This is a genomic window from Rhodococcus sp. 320_ES (genome assembly GCF_059691855.1).
Genome location: NZ_JCAWAG010000003.1, coordinates 367,945 through 383,385, shown reverse-complemented (window position 1 = coordinate 383,385; position 15,441 = coordinate 367,945). Strand labels below are relative to the sequence as shown.

Annotated in this window: 15 protein-coding genes and 1 tRNA gene; 5 read left to right on the top strand and 11 right to left on the bottom strand. The window is 65.7% G+C overall.

Going from position 1 to position 15,441, the window contains the following annotated elements; all coding sequences use genetic code 11:
- Window positions 1–30 precede the first annotated feature (30 nt).
- Window positions 31–504 (bottom strand): GatB/YqeY domain-containing protein, encoded by a 474-nt coding sequence (locus AC59JP_RS12420; RefSeq protein WP_497326075.1) that lies wholly within the window; start codon window positions 502–504, stop codon window positions 31–33.
- Between AC59JP_RS12420 and AC59JP_RS12415 the strand changes: the two genes are divergently transcribed.
- Window positions 503–1,501, top strand: coding sequence for a metallophosphoesterase (locus AC59JP_RS12415; protein WP_497326074.1), 999 nt, complete (start codon window positions 503–505; stop codon window positions 1,499–1,501). The two genes, AC59JP_RS12420 and AC59JP_RS12415, sit on opposite strands and share 2 nt — an antisense overlap.
- 21 nt (window positions 1,502–1,522) lie before the next feature.
- Window positions 1,523–1,596, top strand: a tRNA-Pro gene (locus AC59JP_RS12410).
- A gap of 120 nt (window positions 1,597–1,716) precedes the next feature.
- Here AC59JP_RS12410 and AC59JP_RS12405 read toward each other — a convergent pair.
- From AC59JP_RS12405 to AC59JP_RS12395, 3 genes are read right to left on the bottom strand one after another with little or no spacing between them, the layout of a single operon-like run.
- Window positions 1,717–2,547: an oxidoreductase gene (locus AC59JP_RS12405; protein ID WP_497326073.1), complete on the bottom strand. Its 831-nt coding sequence runs from the start codon at window positions 2,545–2,547 to the stop codon at window positions 1,717–1,719.
- Between the two features lie 51 nt (window positions 2,548–2,598).
- Window positions 2,599–3,468, bottom strand: a complete 870-nt coding sequence (locus tag AC59JP_RS12400; protein WP_497326072.1) for an alpha/beta fold hydrolase — start codon at window positions 3,466–3,468, stop codon at window positions 2,599–2,601.
- Window positions 3,465–4,361: an SDR family NAD(P)-dependent oxidoreductase gene (locus AC59JP_RS12395; RefSeq protein ID WP_497326071.1), complete on the bottom strand. Its 897-nt coding sequence runs from the start codon at window positions 4,359–4,361 to the stop codon at window positions 3,465–3,467. Before AC59JP_RS12395 ends, AC59JP_RS12400 begins: the two co-directional genes overlap by 4 nt.
- 106 nt (window positions 4,362–4,467) lie before the next feature.
- Between AC59JP_RS12395 and AC59JP_RS12390 the strand changes: the two genes are divergently transcribed.
- The 3 genes from AC59JP_RS12390 to AC59JP_RS12380 are packed head-to-tail and all read left to right on the top strand — an operon-like array spanning window position 4,468 to window position 6,955.
- Window positions 4,468–5,037 carry a TetR/AcrR family transcriptional regulator gene (locus AC59JP_RS12390; protein WP_497326070.1) on the top strand — a complete coding sequence of 190 codons (570 nt, stop codon included), beginning with the start codon at window positions 4,468–4,470 and terminating at the stop codon, window positions 5,035–5,037.
- Between the two features lie 38 nt (window positions 5,038–5,075).
- Complete coding sequence (locus AC59JP_RS12385) at window positions 5,076–5,501, top strand: SRPBCC family protein (protein WP_497326069.1); 426 nt, start codon at window positions 5,076–5,078, stop codon at window positions 5,499–5,501.
- Window positions 5,502–5,557: 56 nt separating this feature from the next.
- On the top strand, window positions 5,558–6,955 hold the full coding sequence (locus tag AC59JP_RS12380) for a nucleobase:cation symporter-2 family protein (RefSeq protein WP_497326068.1): 1,398 nt from the start codon (window positions 5,558–5,560) through the stop codon (window positions 6,953–6,955).
- 78 nt (window positions 6,956–7,033) lie between these two features.
- On the opposite strand, the gene AC59JP_RS12375 is transcribed toward AC59JP_RS12380, so the two are convergent.
- From AC59JP_RS12375 to AC59JP_RS12345, 7 genes are all read right to left on the bottom strand, one after another.
- A complete protein-coding gene (locus AC59JP_RS12375) occupies window positions 7,034–7,900 on the bottom strand; it encodes an intradiol ring-cleavage dioxygenase (RefSeq protein ID WP_497326067.1) in 867 nt (288 codons plus the stop codon).
- Window positions 7,897–8,946 carry a maleylacetate reductase gene (locus tag AC59JP_RS12370; RefSeq protein WP_497326066.1) on the bottom strand — a complete coding sequence of 350 codons (1,050 nt, stop codon included), beginning with the start codon at window positions 8,944–8,946 and terminating at the stop codon, window positions 7,897–7,899. The genes AC59JP_RS12375 and AC59JP_RS12370 overlap by 4 nt, the downstream gene beginning before the upstream one ends.
- Window positions 8,946–10,745: an FAD-dependent oxidoreductase gene (locus AC59JP_RS12365; RefSeq protein WP_497326065.1), complete on the bottom strand. Its 1,800-nt coding sequence runs from the start codon at window positions 10,743–10,745 to the stop codon at window positions 8,946–8,948. Before AC59JP_RS12365 ends, AC59JP_RS12370 begins: the two co-directional genes overlap by 1 nt.
- Window positions 10,746–10,838: 93 nt before the next feature.
- Entirely contained in the window at window positions 10,839–11,762 is a 924-nt protein-coding gene (locus AC59JP_RS12360; RefSeq protein WP_497326064.1) for a helix-turn-helix domain-containing protein, read from the bottom strand.
- Between the two features lie 56 nt (window positions 11,763–11,818).
- The gene (locus tag AC59JP_RS12355; protein WP_497326063.1) at window positions 11,819–12,793 is read right to left on the bottom strand and encodes an LLM class F420-dependent oxidoreductase; all 975 of its coding nucleotides are present in this window, start codon (window positions 12,791–12,793) and stop codon (window positions 11,819–11,821) included.
- 10 nt (window positions 12,794–12,803) lie between these two features.
- Window positions 12,804–13,604 carry an SDR family NAD(P)-dependent oxidoreductase gene (locus AC59JP_RS12350; protein WP_497326062.1) on the bottom strand — a complete coding sequence of 267 codons (801 nt, stop codon included), beginning with the start codon at window positions 13,602–13,604 and terminating at the stop codon, window positions 12,804–12,806.
- A gap of 9 nt (window positions 13,605–13,613) precedes the next feature.
- On the bottom strand, window positions 13,614–15,410 hold the full coding sequence (locus tag AC59JP_RS12345; RefSeq protein ID WP_497326061.1) for a glycoside hydrolase family 15 protein: 1,797 nt from the start codon (window positions 15,408–15,410) through the stop codon (window positions 13,614–13,616).
- Window positions 15,411–15,441: the final 31 nt, after the last annotated feature.

Here is a 15,441-nt window from a genome sequence, read left to right as displayed (position 1 = left end):
TTGAGGCACAGGGGTTGAAGGGCACAGGAGCTAAAGCTTGGCCTTAACCGCCCCCGAGATGCGGGATCCGTCGGCCTTCCCGGCCGCGAGACCGGTCGCAATCTTCATGACCTGGCCCATCTGACGCATCGCCGGCGGCTCGCCGATCTCCTCCGTGACCTGCGCGATGGCGGTGTCGACGATGGATGCGAGCTCGTCGTCCGAGAGCGGTGCCGGCAGGTACTCGTCGATGATGGCCGCCTCGGCGACCTCCTTCTCCGCGAGTTCCGGGCGTCCGTTGTCGACGTAGATCTGCGCAGATTCGCCGCGCTTCTTCGATTCCTTCGCCAGCACCTTCATGACGTCGTCGTCGGTGAGATCGTGCGCTTCCTTACCGGACACCTTTTCGGCGGTCAGTGCGGAGATGATCATGCGCAGCGTGCCGGTGCGCACCGCGTCCTTCGCCTTCATCGAGGTGGTGAGGTCCGCCCGGAGGCGCTTTTCCAAATCAGAATTCTCGGCCATGGTCGTAAACGGTATCGTCGGTGAGGTGCCCGGCAAATCGATAGTCACCACTTCGACCCCTGCTCGTGTCGCCCTGGCCGCAGCCGGATCGGCAACCGCAGGTCTGGCGTACGCCACCCTCATCGAGCGCAATGCGTTCACGCTGCGCGAAGTAACGATGCCCGTTCTGGCGCCCGGATCCCAGTCGATCCGCGTTCTGCACCTCAGCGACCTGCACATGATGCCCAATCAGCGCATGAAGCAGAACTGGCTTCGCGAGCTGGACCGCCTCGAGCCGGATCTCGTGGTGAACACCGGCGACAACCTGTCCCACCAGCGGGCCGTCCCTGCTGTGGTGCAAGCGCTGGGATCGTTGCTGGCTCGTCCGGGTCTGTTCGTCTTCGGTTCCAACGACTACTTCGCGCCGAAGCCGAAGAACCCGTTCAAGTACTTCAAGAAGAGCCACAAGAAGGTGTTCGGCGAGCCCTTGCCGTGGCAGGACCTGCGCGCCGCGTTCACCGAGCGCGGCTGGCTCGACGTCACCCACGTCAAGCGTGAGCTCGAGGTGGCCGGTGTGCGCATCGCCACGGCCGGCGTCGACGATCCGCACCTCAAGCGAGACCGCTACGACACCATCGCGGGCATTCCGAACCCGATCGCGGACCTGACCCTCGGCATCACCCATTCCCCCGAGCCGCGGGTGCTGGACCGTTTCGCGGCCGACGGATACGACCTCGTCCTCGCCGGCCACACCCACGGTGGTCAGCTGTGTGTGCCGTTCTACGGCGCACTCGTGACGAACTGCGAGCTCGATCGCTCACGCGTGAAGGGACCGTCGCGGTGGGGTGCCCACACGCAGCTTCACGTGTCCGCCGGAATCGGCACGTCGCCCTACGCTCCGGCCAGGTTCTGCTGCCGCCCCGAGGCGACGCTGCTCACCCTCACTCCGGCTCCGCACCGACGTCCGGAAATCGGTTCCGACGAGGGCGTTTCGCGTTCGGCAGCAGTGGTGCGATAGACTTCGTCGTCAGCACAAACACGGGGTGTGGCGCAGCTTGGTAGCGCGCTTCGTTCGGGACGAAGAGGTCGTGGGTTCGAATCCCGCCACCCCGACTCGTGGTTGAGACACGAATGAAAGCCCCGGCCAGGGAAACCTGGCCGGGGCTTTTTCGTACCCGTGAAACTCGCTGACACGACGCCGAAGTCGATCATGACAGCCGGCGGCATGACCGGCTAGGCAGCGGGAGCAGGCTTGTGCAGCTTGGCGGTCCGGCGGATCGCAGCGTCGAGCAGCGCCGTCGGAGCGAAACGCACGACCTTGGTCATCACGCGAGCGGTGGTGCCCGCCTGGTAACGCAGCTTGGGCTTCGTCGACGTCGCTGCCCTGACGATGACGGCAGCGATGGATTCGGGAGAGTCGGCGCCACTCACGTTGCCCGCCATCAGTTTTCGCGCCTGCGCCCGACGCGCCTCGTACGCGGCGATGGGAGAATCGCTCGTCCAGAGGCTCGCGTCGATCTCGGTGTCGGTGTACCCGGGTTCGACGAGAATGGATCGGATTCCGAACTCACGCAGTTCGTGGTCCAGCCCTTGCGAGTATCCCTCGAGTGCGTATTTCGACGACGAGTAGAAGACGGTGTACGGCGTGGGCAGAACGCCCACCAACGAGCCGACGGTGACGATCCTGCCGCTGCCCCGGGCGCGCATGTGTGGCAGCACGGCATCGGTCATGCGAACGACGCCGAAGAAGTTGGTGTCGAACAATTTCTGGACCTGGGCTAGCGAACTCTCCTCGGCACCGCCCAGTAGCAGGGCACCGGCGTTGTTGACCAGGACGTCGATGCGGCCGGCTCGGTTCACGACCTCTGCGACGGCGTCGGCCACCGACGCGTCGTCGGTCACGTCGAGCGCCACGAACTCGAGGCCGTCGACGGGGTCGAGCCGTGCCGGGTCACGGCTCGTACCGAAGACGCGGTACCCCTTCGCGGCGAAGAGTTTCGCGGCGGCCGATCCGATGCCGGAGGACGCCCCGGTGACGAGGACGACGGGCGAGGTGGTGGACATGATGTCTTCTCTTTCGTTGCGACGCAGGAATGTACGCGTTGTCGGCGAGGGTCAGGCGTCGAGAAACTCGACCACGGACGGGACGAACTCGCGGTGGTACTGGAAGATGCCGCCGTGTCCGGAGTTCGGGTAGATGGTCACCGTCGCATTGGGCAGCCGACGGGCCAGGTCGACGGAATGCTCGCTCGCGACCATCAGATCGTGGTCTCCGTTGGCGACGAGCGCGGGCGCGGTGATGACGGACAGATCGTCGGGCTGCGTCTTGCCGCCACGCACGATCGCGCGGAGCTGCGCGAGTCCCGCCCACGGAGAGATCGGCCGATCGCGATCGTCGGTCCTCTCCGCCAGGCGGTCGAAGTAGTCGCGCGCCGCGCGCTTTCCCTCTGCGGTGCGCGGGAAGAACAGGAAATGTCGCGGATCCTGTCGCGTGAGCAGGGCCTTCACGTATGCCCATCCGACGATGCGCGCCATCTTGTCGATGCCGCCTCCTCCTCGTGGGCCGGTACCGGTCAGAACGATCTTCCGGACCAGGTCGGGCGCCTGGAGCGCGACCATCTGCGCCACGGCCCCGCCGAGCGAGAAGCCGATCAGATCGACCTTGGTGTGTCCGAGCGCGCGGATGAACGCGACCGCGTCAGCACCCATGGCCTCCAGATCCGCGGGAACCGACCCGCCGCTGGCGCCCACGCCGCGGTTGTCGAAGGTGATCACGTGATGGCCTGCGGCGACACCGTCGATGACCCGCGGGTCCCAGTCGTCGAGAACCGCGGTGAAGTGGTGCAGGAACACCACCGGCACACCACCGACGGGGCCGAGCTCCCGGTAGGCGAACGGCAAACCGTCGACCTTCACGAACTGGGTCGGTGCGTCGCGCCAGACGGTGGCGAGGCGGGTTGTGGCGGCGGGGGTGGATGCATTCACAGTTGGTTCTCCTTGGGTGTGGCGAGGCGCATCTGCGCAGGGGGTTGACGGGTGTCGAGGGTGTTCAAGGCAGCTCGTAAGCGCTTGTCGCGCAGGAGCATCGAGTCGAGGGCGGGCCCCAGAAGGCCGCGAGCGATCGAGAAGGGTATCCACCGCGCCGGCCGCATGACCCGAGGTGCGCGCGTCTCGAGTCCGTCGACGATGGCTCGACCGGCGTCGGCGGGGGTCAGGCGCTGGAGGAGGGGGCGCGGGAGCACTTTCATGACCTCGAGCGCTGCGGCGTCGTCGTCCACTCCCTGCGCGATCATGGGAGTGTCGATGAGGGAGAAGTACACCGTGGTCACCGCGACACCGTGCGGCGCCATCTCGACGCGCAGCCCGCGCCCGAGCTGCTCGATCGCTGCTTTGCTCATCGCGTAGGGGATCGTCGCCATTCCGTTCAGGAATGCGAACACCGAGGTGAGCAGCACGATCTGGCCCTTGTTGGCCACCACCTGAGGCAGCGCGGCCTGGACGGTGTTCAGCACTCCCGTCAGATTGACCGCGAAGAGTCGGTCGATGTCCTCGGGTCGCGTCGTGCGCAACGTGGCGGTTCGGGCGAGGACGCCGGCGTTGGCGATCGCGATGTCGATCCGCCCGTATCGGGAGACCACCTCGTCGACGGCCGCTGCGAGTGCGCCGCGGTCGGTCACGTTCGCGACCACGCCGATGGCGGAGAAGGGATGTCGCGCGGCGACGATCCGCGTGGTGTCCGGATCGATGTCGATCACGGCAACCCGCGCGCCGCGGCGCACCAACTCGTCAGTCGTCGCCGACCCGATACCGCTGGTACCGCCGGTCACGACCGCGACCGCGCCGCGCAGGTCGTGGCGCGCTCCCCTCGTCGACGTCATCGCCGTCCTTTCGATTTATCTTACGATCGTAATATTATGACCGTAAGACTATGCACTACAGTCGTCGTTACGCAAGGGCTCGACCACAACCGGGAAGGACATTCGGATGACCCGCCAGGACACGCGCAAGGAACAGACGAGAGCACGCATGATCGAAAGCGCGGGCCGCCGACTGAAGACCGACGGGATCGACGCATCCGGCGTGAGCACACTGATGTCGGACGCGGGCCTGACCAACGGCGCCTTCTACGCGCACTTCGAGTCGAAGACCGCGCTCGTCGCGGCGGCGGTGACCGATCAGCTTCGGTCCCAGCACGACGCCATCGCGTCGCTACCCGACGAGCGCGGTGCCCTCGACGCCTTCATCGCCGACTACCTCTCCCCCGACCACCGGGATCATCCCGCGGACGGATGCCCCTCGGCGGCACTTCTGTCCGACATCGCACGATCGAAAGATGCTGTGCGCGAGCCGTACACCCTTGAGATCGAGACGATCCTGGGCCTGCTGGCCGATCGTGTCCACGCCACCGACCCGGCCCGCGCCCGCATCGACGCCATCGGACTGATCACCGCACTCGTCGGCACCATGCAACTCGCGCGGGCGATCTCCGACACGGACGCCTCTGACGAGGTGCTGGCCGCAGGCCGCGTCAACTGCCGACGGTTTCTGGACTGAACCGACTGCTAGAACGCGGACCTGCAATGATGCGACGCATGGCCGCACCCACTAGAGTTCACGTCACCCACACCTTCACCTCCCCGCCGGAGGTGGTGTTCGCAGCGCTGTCCGAGCACGAGAACCTCGGGCCGCTGTTCGGCGCGAACATCACTCGGGTGCGCGACGGCGACACCTCCCGCAACGGTGTCGGCTCGACCCGCTCACTGAAGTTGGGGCCGCTGCCCGGGTTCGAGGAGACCACGACGACGTCCGAACCGAACTCGTTGATCGAGTACCGCATCACCAAGGGCAGTCCACTGCGCGGCCACTGGGGAAAGCAGGTCCTCACTCCGACCACCACCGGCGGTACGACGCTCGACTACACGATCGGATTCGACTCCGCGATCCCCGGTCTCGCCCTCGTGGTGGGGAAGGTGCTGACGTCGTCGATCTCGAAGAACATTCCCTCCCTGGTGCCGTAAAACGCCGGTAACCCGAACGCCGGACGCCGGAAACGGACATGGCGCAGACTGACCAGATGGTTTCGTTGTCGAAGATCACCGGTGGACGTCAGGGCGCACATCCCGTGGACGACATCCCACCCCTCGCCAAACTTGCTCCGCTCGGACTGCAGCACGTGCTCGCGATGTATGCGGGCGCCGTCGCCGTGCCTCTCATCGTCGGCGGAGCCCTTGTCGCGCAGGGGAAGTTGCAGTCGTCCGATCTGCCGTACCTGATCACCGCCGACCTGTTCGTCGCCGGCATCGCCACGCTGATTCAGGCAATCGGGTTCTGGCGCTTCGGTGTTCGACTACCGTTGATGCAGGGCTGCACTTTCGCCGCGGTGGCGCCGATGATCACCATCGGTTCGCAATACGGCATCACGGCGATCTACGGATCGGTGATCGCGTCCGGCATCTTCATGATGCTGCTCGCTCCCGTCTTCGCGAAACTCCTGCATCTGTTTCCGCCGCTGGTCACCGGCACCGTCATCCTGATCATCGGCCTGTCGCTGATGCCGGTGGCGGCGAACTGGTTCGGCGGAGGCACGCCCGGCGTGACCGAAGAGTTCGGGTCGCCCGCCAACATCGCCCTCGGTGCGTTCACGCTGGTCGTCATCATTCTGCTCGAACGGTTCGGACCGTCGTCGGTCAAACGTCTGTCGATTCTCATCGGACTGGTCATCGGCACGCTGGTGGCAATTCCGTTCGGCAAGGCCGACTTCAGCGGCGTCGGTGAGCAGAACTGGTTCGGCATCACCACACCGTTCCACTTCGGACTGCCCAGTTTTCAGATCACCGCCATCATCTCGATGCTCATCGTGGCGCTGGTCATCATGACCGAAACCACCGGCGACATCCTTGCAGTCGGAGAGATCGTCGACAAAAAGGTCGAACCCCGACAGCTGTCGGACGGACTGCGCGCCGACGGACTGTCGACGGTCCTCGGCGGGGTGTTCAACACGTTCCCCTACACCGCTTTTGCGCAGAACGTGGGACTCGTCGCCATCACCGGAGTCAAGACCAGACACGTCGCATCCTTTGCGGGCGTCATCTTGATTCTGTTGGGAATTCTGCCCAAACTCGGCGCTGTGGTCGAAGGCGTACCGCTCTCCGTTCTGGGCGGCGCCGGTATCGCCCTCTTCGGCATGGTGGCGGCCAGCGGTGTCCGCACGCTCAGCCAGGTCGAGTTCAACAACACCAACGTGTTGGTCGTGGCCATCTCGGTGGGCGTGGGGCTGCTGCCCACCGTCAGTCCCACGCTCTACGAGGACTTCCCGACATGGTTCCAGACCATCTTCGATTCGGGCATCAGCGCCGGCGCCTTGACTGCGATTCTGCTGAACATGCTGCTGAACTCGGAGAAGTTGCAGCGGAAGTTCGCTCAGGACAGTGATACTCCGCCGCACGACGCTGTTCGCGGGCCTGCGCTCTGATCTGCTCTGACCCCCTGTGCGCGAATTAGTGCCCCCCAGGGCACTAATTCGCGCACAGCACAGCACAGCACAGCGCAGTCACGGCGCCGGCGCCAACACGATGTCGAACTCGACGGACGACCAGTCGGTGACGTCGCGACCGTCCGGCGTCGGGTCGCCACTGTGGTGGACGAAGTCCTTCACCAGCGAATCCTTCACTCCGAACACCGAATCCGAGTCCAATAGTTCGTCACCGCGTACGAAGATGTGGGTGACCAAGGTGCGCATCCCCGGAGCGTCCACCTTGAAATGAAGGTGCGAGGCGCGCATCGGTGACCGGCCGACGGCGTCGAGCATCTTGCCCACCGGACCGTCGTGCGGGATGGGGTACGGGGTGGGCGTCACGCCCCAGAACCGGTACGCGCCGTCGTCGTCGGTGAACAAGTGCCCGCGCCCGGAGGTTCTGTCGTCGTCGTACTGAACGTCGTAGAACCCGTCCTCGTCCGCCTCCCACACCTCGATGCGGGCGCCGGAGACGGGACGGCCGGTGACGTCGGTGACGGTTCCTTCGACCCAGCACGGCTGACCCGGCGCACCGCCGCTGATGTCACCTCCCAGTTCGACGGCGGGGCTGTCCTCGACGAAGAACGGTCCGAACACCGTTGCTTCCGTGGCATTCTCGTGCGCCGGGTTGTTGATGGCGATGGTCTGCATGGACACACCGAGCACGTCGGACAGCAGAATGAATTCCTGCCGTCGGTCGTCGGTGATGTGTCCGACGGCGGTCAAAAACTCGATGGCGGTCGTCCACTCCTCCTCGGTGGGTCGCACCTCGCGCAGGAAGGCGTGCAGGTGGCGCACCGAGGCCTGCATGACCTCGCGCAGGCGATCGTCGCCGCATCCTGCGAACGAGGTTTCGACGCGTTCGATCAGTTCGATCTCGCGTGCGGTCTGTTCGTCGGTCATCTCGGGTCGTGTCCTTCCAGGGCAGCGGTCAGCAACGCGGTGATGTTCTCGGTGGTGACGGGTGTCGGGTTGCTCGGCGGCGCGACGGCCAGAACGTCATCGACGGCACGCGCAATTTCGTTGTCCGGCATACCCAACTCTCGCAACGATCCCGGGGCGCCCAGTCGGTGGCACAGGTCGACGAGCGCGGGCACCGCATCGCCGGCAGCGAAGGCGTCGGCAACAGTCCGGGCGGCGTGCGGTGCGTTCGGTGCGTTGAACGCCAACACGTGCGGGAGCACGACTGCATGGGCCTGGGCGTGTGGGAGGTCGAACATTCCGCCGAGGACGTGGCAGATCTTGTGGTGCAGCCCCGAGCCCGCGGACGTGAACGCGACGCCCGCGAGGTAGGCACCGTAGAGAAGGTCACCGTGCCCGCTGTCGGAGTCGCCGTGCAGCGCCAGGAGTCCGGAATGCAACGCACGCATGGCTTCTGCGGACAGGGCCGTGTCGATGGGATCGACCCGAGGAGCCCACAACGAGTCGACGCAGTGGGCCAGCGCGTTGAGCCCGGACGCGATGGCCATGTTTCGCGGCAGCGACGATGTCAGAGACTCGTCGTAGATCACCGCGACCGGCAGCACCGCTCGGTCGACTCCGGTTGTCTTCGTCCCGTTCTCGGTCAGACCCCACACGTTCGTCGCCTCGGAACCGGCGTAGGTGGTCGGCACGGCGACGATGGGAACGCGTGTGGTCAGGGCGACGGCCTTCGCGAGTCCGGTGGCCGATCCACCGCCGATGCACACCACGGCGTCGATGTCGTGCTCCTTCGCCGCCGCACGCGCCCGGTCGGCGACGTCAACGGGCACGTGCATCACCACCTCGTCGTGCCACAGGGCAACGTCGACCCCCTTCAACAGTCGGTGCGCGAGGGCGGTGTCGCGCGGTGAGGCGACGACCATCACCCTGTGCGCGCCGAGCGTCTCGATCTCGGCAGCCACCGCGCCGCCCGCCCCGCCAGGTGCGAAAGACACTCGCTGGGGCAGCGTTTCGTGATCGAAGCGCATCAGCGGTCATGACCCAGGATACGTTTCAGAGCGGACGCGAGTGTGTCCGCGGGATCGTCGGGCATGCCCATGGACCGCCACGCGATGTGCTTGTCGGGTCGAACCAGCAGCGCGCCGCTCTCCTCGACTTCTCGCAGCGATGCCCAGTCGAAGTACAGATCCGTCACTGCTCGGCCGGGCCCGATCACGACCGCCTCGAGGTCGATTCCCATGTCGGCACCCACCGCGGACGCAGCTGATTCCCATGCGCTACCGGCGATTCCGGTCACCAGAGTCCACTGCGTGTAAGGCGCCAGATCCATCATCGCCTTGGTCGCGGTGCTGTCTCCCACCCAGGCGTGGGGGAGGTGCGCGCCGGGGACCGTCGACACCTGGTGGTAGAGGTCGGGGTCGCGAGTCGGTTCCGGCATTCGTGCGCCGTCGTCGTTCACGATGGCCGACGAGGTGTAGAACTGACCCAGTTCGACTCCGTGCGCGTTGAATTCGTAGTTCTTGAGCTCCATTGCCTTCTTCAGCGCCTCCCGCTTGGCGAGGCCCGCCGGAGTGTCGGCCTTGCGCTCCTCGATGCGATCGACCATCTCCTGCTCGGTCTTCGCCTCGGTCACGCCGAGTGCGACGAAGATGTCCACGAACTCGCGGCTGGACTTGTTGGCGCGAGTGACGATTCGGCGCGCGACGGGAGCGCGTTCGTCCGAATAGGTCTCCAGCAGTGAGGGATCGGCCTGGCCTTTCAGCACCGCCGCAAGCTTCCACACGAGGTTGTAGGAGTCCTGGACCGACGTGTTCGATCCGAGCCCGTTGCTGGGCGGGTGCCGATGGATCGCGTCGCCGGCGCAGAAGACTCGTCCTCGCGAAAGCTCGGTCGCGAACATCTCGTTGTTGCCCCACAGTGATGTTCCAGTGATCTCGACGTCGAGGTGGGGCATTCCCAACAGGTTTCGCACGATCTCCGTTGCCGCGGTCTCGTCCACGACGGGCGGGTCACCGGCGATGTCGTATCCCCAGACGATGAGCCACTCGTTCCACGGCCGCACCATGCGCACGAGTCCGGCGCCGATACCGCCGACGTTGGAGCCGGGCTGAATCACCCAGTACAGCACCGACGGTCGGTGCCCGACGTGCGCTTCGATGTCCGCCTTGAAGGTGATGTTCATCGATCCGGCGATGTCCATCTTTCCCTCGTACGGCAGACCGAGATCGGCGGCGACCGCCGAGCGAGCCCCGTCCGCCCCGATCAGGTACTTCGCGCGAATCGTGTACTCGTGACCGGTGAGCCGGTCGCGCACCGCGACGTCGACTCCCTCGTCGTCCTGCTGGTGGGACAGGTACTCCGTCGAGAACCTGGTGTGCGTTCCGCGCATCGAGGCGTTGCGCACCAGAATCGGTTCGAGATAGTTCTGCGGGACGTCGACCGTCAACATCGGTGAGGCCAACCGGTAGTCGGCTTCGCGTGCGGGATGCGTTCCCCACGTTCGGATTCGGCCGATCTCCTCGCCGCTGATCGACGTGCAGAAGACCGTGTCACCCACCAGTTCGTGAGGCGTCGCGTCGGCCAGGACCTGCTCGGCAACTCCGAGATCGCGGAAGATCTCCATCGAGCGCTGGTTGGTGATGTGGGCACGCGGAGTGTTCGCCGTCCAGCGGTACTTGGTGATCATGATGTTGTCGATGCCCAGCGTCGACAACATCAATGCTGCGGATGCGCCTGCCGGACCGGATCCCACGACGAGCACGTCGGTGGTGACCGTCGCGGAACCGGGCACTGCGGTATCTGCCTGACCATCGTCGAAGACCGGCATCGTGGAAGTCCTTTCGTCGGAACGCTTCCACGAGTGTCATGGGTCACAACATGGGAGTGCACGAACGACGGAAGGAAATGGCGGAAATGAGCATCACCGGCCGGGGCGACGAACCTGACCGGCGGTGACACCGAAGCGGCGGACGAAGGTACGCGAGAAGTGCGCGGCCGAGGTGAATCCGCATCGCGCGGCGACGGTCGCCGTCGAGAGTTCGGGCGACGTGGACAGCAGAGCGAAGGCCGCGTCGAGTCGACGAGCAAGGACGTATCGGGGGACAGACGTCTCGGCGGCCGCGAACACACGGGACAGGTGTCGCTCGCTCACCCCGATACCGGCGGCGACGTCCCCGGCCGACAGCGATGCGTCGGTGAAATGCCGGTCGACGAAGGCGCGGGCTTCGGCGCGCCGCATCGTTGTGGGATCGCCCCGTCCACCCGTCGCGATCGCGGTGACGAAGTCGACGATCGTGTCCTCGTCGGGCGACGGCAATGGCGTTCGGGCGATGGACCTCGAGACGGACTCGACGAGCGCGCGACCCAGCGCACTGTCGGTGACCACCGGTGTGGTCACCTCGACATCGCTCACGACCGTGCGCGGGATCTTGACCACCAGCTCGTGCACACCGCCTGCGAACGACCGTGAGAACGGCCGGTCCGGATCGAGCACCATGATCTGGCCGGCACCGATGACCTCGCGGCCGCCGCGCCAGCTGATCGCCGACCGCCCCCCGAGCGTCGCGTAGACCGCCAACGAGTCGGTCGGATCGGAGTCGACGAGATCGGCGGACCGATCGACGTGGTGATTGTCGGCGTGGACGAGCGCCAAGTGAAGCTGGTCCAGCTGCAGGTTGGCCTCGACTCCGCGGAACTCCGCGGCCGGCTCCCTGCATTCCAGCGCGATCAGCGAGCGAGCGTTGTGCTCTTCCCACCCCGCGACGTCATCGGCCGTCGACCCCGACCGGTCCCGCTCACGTCCCACCGCGAAGACGGTCGGCGAGCGGAGTGCGAGCGGGGCCATGAGGTCCAGTGTGGATTCTCCGCCCGGCTCTGTCGATGACGATCTCCGGTGATGGTCTAGCTCGACGCCTTCCGCAACTTCTCCAGCAGCGGCCCCGCGGCCTCGGCGAGGAACCGATCCTGGGTCTTGTCACCGATCTGCACGAGCGCGATGTCGGTGAAGCCGGCTTCCCAGTAGGGCTTGACCTTCTCGACGATGTTGTCGAGGTCGGGTCCGCACGGGATGGTCTCGGCGACGTCCTCGGGGCGCACGAACTGCGTGGCTCCCGCGAATCCGGCGGTGGTCGGCAGGTCGGCGTTCACCTTCCAGCCACCGGCGAACCAGCGGAACTGGTCGTGGGCGCGTTCGGTGGCCGCCTTCTCGTCCGGGTCCCACGAAATCGGAATCTGGCCGATCTTCTTGCTGCTGCCGCCGGGGTGGACTTCGTCCCACTTCGTGACCAGTTCGGCCTTCGGCTCGACCGCGACGAGGTGCTCGGCGAGCGGAGCGAACCGCTCGATGGACTTGTCGCCCGACACCGCGACGGCGATCTCGAGGGGAACGTCGGGTGTGTCCCAGAGACGCGCCGAGTCGACGCGATAGTGCTCGCCCGCCCAGGTGAGCAGTTCACCGCTCTGCAGCTCGCGGATGATCTGCAGTGCTTCGTGGAACATGTCCTGCCGCTTGTCGATCGACGGCCATCCTTCGCCGACGACGTGCTCGTTCAGGTTCTCGCCACTGCCCAGACCCAAGGTGAAGCGGCCGTCGGCGAGGATCTGCAGGGTCGCCGCCTTCTGCGCGACGATCGCCGGGTGGTACCGGATGGTGGGAGCCGTCACGTACGTGTAGAGGTGCACGCGGGACGTCGCGTGCGCCACGGCGCCCAGCACCGTCCACGCGTAGGGCGCGTGACCCTGTGCGGCGAGCCACGGGGAGAAGTGGTCGCTCGACACCTCGAAGTCGAAGCCGGCGTCTTCCGCGGCGACGGCGTACTTCACCAGTTCCTTGGGACCGCTCTGCTCGGTCATCAGGGTGTATCCGAAATTGGTCATGAAAGAACTCCTAAATGGTTGCGACGGAACCGGAGTCGACCCGGTAGTTGGATCCGTTGACGAAACTGGCCTGCTCCGAGCACAGGAACGTGATCACCGACGCCACCTCGGCGGGGGTACCTCGACGCTTGAGCTCCATGAACGGCCGTTCCTCGTCGAGGAAGCTCGAGACCGCTTCGTCGAAGTCGGTGCCTCGCTCGTCGGCACGCTTTTCCATCATCTTGTCGGTCATCGGCGTTTCGATGAACGCCGGCGACACGGCGTTCACCAGAACACCCTCGGACGCATAGGTTTTCGACAGTCCCTTGACCAGCGAGAGGATCCCCGCCTTGGCTGCGCAGTAGGGAAGTTCGTCGACGTACGGCTGCTCGGCATCCTCGGACGCGGCCAGGACGATCCGGCCCCAGCCGTTGGCTCGCAACTCGGGGAGGAAGGCACGCACCACGCGTACCGGTCCCAGCAGATCGATCTCGATGGTGGAATTCCATCCGTCGTCGTCGATCTCGTGGAACAGTCCCTGCGCGCCGGTGACCCCGGCGCAGTTGACGAGGATGTCGACTCCGCCGAGTGCGTCCACGGCCGCGGTGTGCAGTCGCTCGACGTCCTCGGGAACGGTGACGTCGGCCTTGATCGCCGCGACGGTCCCGGCGGGAGCATTCAGCTCGGCAACAGCCTTCTCGAGCCGCTCGAGATCGACGTCCGTCACCATGACTCGGACACCTTCCTCGATCAACATTCTGGTTGTCTCCCAACCGATTCCGGAGTCCGCACCGGTGACGACCGCGCGTTTTCCCTTGATTCCCAGATCCATTGCATTCTCCTAGACTTCTTTGGCCTGATCGTGATCGTCTGCGATCGTCAGCGCGGCATTGATCAACGCCAGATGAGACAGACCCTGAGGGAAGTTGCCCAGGAAGCATTCTCGGTCGACGTCGACCATCTCGGCCCACAGTCCGACGTCGTTCCCCTGTACGACCAGTCGGTCCATGAGTTCTGTCGCCTCTGCTTCGCGACCGACCTCGGCGAGAGCCGACACCACCCAGAACGCACAGGCGACGAAGGTTCCCTCCACGGTCTCCATACCCGAATATCGGTAAACGAAATCACCGTGTCCCAGCTCACGGCGAATGGCGTCGACGGTCGAGGACATTCTTTTCTCGTCGACGCATCCGCTGCCGGCGTGCAGCAGCACCGAGGCGTCGAGGTCGTCGCTGCCCGGGTACCAGACGTAGGCCTTCTTGCTGTCGGACCAACAGTTTTCGTCGATCCAGGTGGCGATACGGTCTCGCTCGGCCACCCACCGGTCGGCGAGACCGGGGATCTGACCTTGCTCGACGAGATGCACTGCGCGGTCGAGGGCTTGCCAACACCCCATCTTCGACGACGTGTAGTGCCGTTCCTGAGGCAGTTCCCACAGGCCCGCGTCGCGCTTCTGCCAGATGTCGCAGGTGGTGTCGGCGATGGTGGCCAGCAACCGGCCGGTGGGTGCGTCGAGGATGTTGCCGGCGTCGACGTAGAGGGAGACGATGTCGAACAGGTCTCCGAAGATGCCCTGCTGCAGTTGCGATGCGGCGTCGTTTCCACCGACGACGGGGCCGATGCCGCGCCAGCCCGGTACGTCCGGCGTGACCGAACCGCCGGGCATTTCGCCGCCGAGGGTGTAGAACACCTGTGTCAGTTCGCCGTTGAGCCGAATGATCTTCAGCAGCCAGGCCACCGCCGCGTGCACTTCCTCGCGGAGGCCGAAGCGGATGAGTGCCCGCAGCGTGTAGGCGGTGTCGCGTACCCAGGCGTAGCGGTAGTCCCAGTTCTTGCCGCCGGCCCAGCGCTCCGGCAGGGAGGTCGTCGCGGCCGCGGCGACCGAACCGGATGGGCTGTGTATCAACAACTTCAATGCCAGGGCGCTGCGTCGCACCTGGTCGGCCCACGGCCCTTCGTAGCGGAATTCGTCCGACCAGGTCTGCCAGTTTCGAACGGTTCGGTCGATTCCGGCGTCGACGTTCTCGGGCGTGGGCAGGAACAGCGGCTCGGTCTCGGTGCCGACGACACCGACCAGATACCGCTGATCCGTTGTCGCCGTGAACGTTCCGCCGATGGACTGGGAGTCGACCTCTACGTCGCCCTCGTCCAGTCCCAGCGTGCGGACGCCGAGGTTGAGACCGTCGACGCGGAGGATTCGTCCGTGCACCGTGTCGTAGAGCCACGGCGACGCCGTGCCCAGGCAGGTGCCCGGCGCGACCTTCCACCGCATCGACACGGACCCGGAGACGCCGTCGATGCGGCGTGCCAGTTCGCTCCACGGCAATCGCCCCGCAACGCCGGTGTTCAGCGAGTCGGTCACCCGCACCGAGCCGGTCGACGTGGTGAACGTGGTCTCGAGAACGTTGGTCCCGTCGACGTAGTGCCTGTCGACAGTGAAGTTATCGACCGGGCACAGTTCGATGTAGCCGCCGTGCTCGGCGTCGAGCAGAGCGGAGAAGACGGGCGGCGTATCCAGATTGGGGACCGGAAACCAGTCGACGCGACCGTCGAGCGCGATCATGGCCACGGTCCGTCCGTCGCCGATGGCCGCGTAATTCTCGATGCCGGTGTAGCCGTCGACGCGGAGGTCAGTCATTTCGCCCGTGTACCCGGCGGGGGGCCGGGCG

Excerpts from the sequence above, each read along its gene's own strand:
- AC59JP_RS12415 (WP_497326074.1), top strand. The coding sequence starts at position 503 with ATGGTCGTAAACGGTATCGTCGGTGAGGTGCCCGGCAAATCGATAGTC.
- AC59JP_RS12420 (WP_497326075.1), bottom strand. The coding sequence starts at position 504 with ATGGCCGAGAATTCTGATTTGGAAAAGCGCCTCCGGGCGGACCTCACC.
- AC59JP_RS12405 (WP_497326073.1), bottom strand. The coding sequence starts at position 2,547 with ATGTCCACCACCTCGCCCGTCGTCCTCGTCACCGGGGCGTCCTCCGGC.
- AC59JP_RS12395 (WP_497326071.1), bottom strand. The coding sequence starts at position 4,361 with ATGACGTCGACGAGGGGAGCGCGCCACGACCTGCGCGGCGCGGTCGCG.
- AC59JP_RS12390 (WP_497326070.1), top strand. The coding sequence starts at position 4,468 with ATGACCCGCCAGGACACGCGCAAGGAACAGACGAGAGCACGCATGATC.
- AC59JP_RS12385 (WP_497326069.1), top strand. The coding sequence starts at position 5,076 with ATGGCCGCACCCACTAGAGTTCACGTCACCCACACCTTCACCTCCCCG.
- AC59JP_RS12380 (WP_497326068.1), top strand. The coding sequence starts at position 5,558 with ATGGTTTCGTTGTCGAAGATCACCGGTGGACGTCAGGGCGCACATCCC.
- AC59JP_RS12375 (WP_497326067.1), bottom strand. The coding sequence starts at position 7,900 with ATGACCGACGAACAGACCGCACGCGAGATCGAACTGATCGAACGCGTC.
- AC59JP_RS12370 (WP_497326066.1), bottom strand. The coding sequence starts at position 8,946 with ATGCGCTTCGATCACGAAACGCTGCCCCAGCGAGTGTCTTTCGCACCT.
- AC59JP_RS12365 (WP_497326065.1), bottom strand. The coding sequence starts at position 10,745 with ATGCCGGTCTTCGACGATGGTCAGGCAGATACCGCAGTGCCCGGTTCC.
- AC59JP_RS12360 (WP_497326064.1), bottom strand. The coding sequence starts at position 11,762 with ATGGCCCCGCTCGCACTCCGCTCGCCGACCGTCTTCGCGGTGGGACGT.
- AC59JP_RS12355 (WP_497326063.1), bottom strand. The coding sequence starts at position 12,793 with ATGACCAATTTCGGATACACCCTGATGACCGAGCAGAGCGGTCCCAAG.
- AC59JP_RS12350 (WP_497326062.1), bottom strand. The coding sequence starts at position 13,604 with ATGGATCTGGGAATCAAGGGAAAACGCGCGGTCGTCACCGGTGCGGAC.
- AC59JP_RS12345 (WP_497326061.1), bottom strand. The coding sequence starts at position 15,410 with ATGACTGACCTCCGCGTCGACGGCTACACCGGCATCGAGAATTACGCG.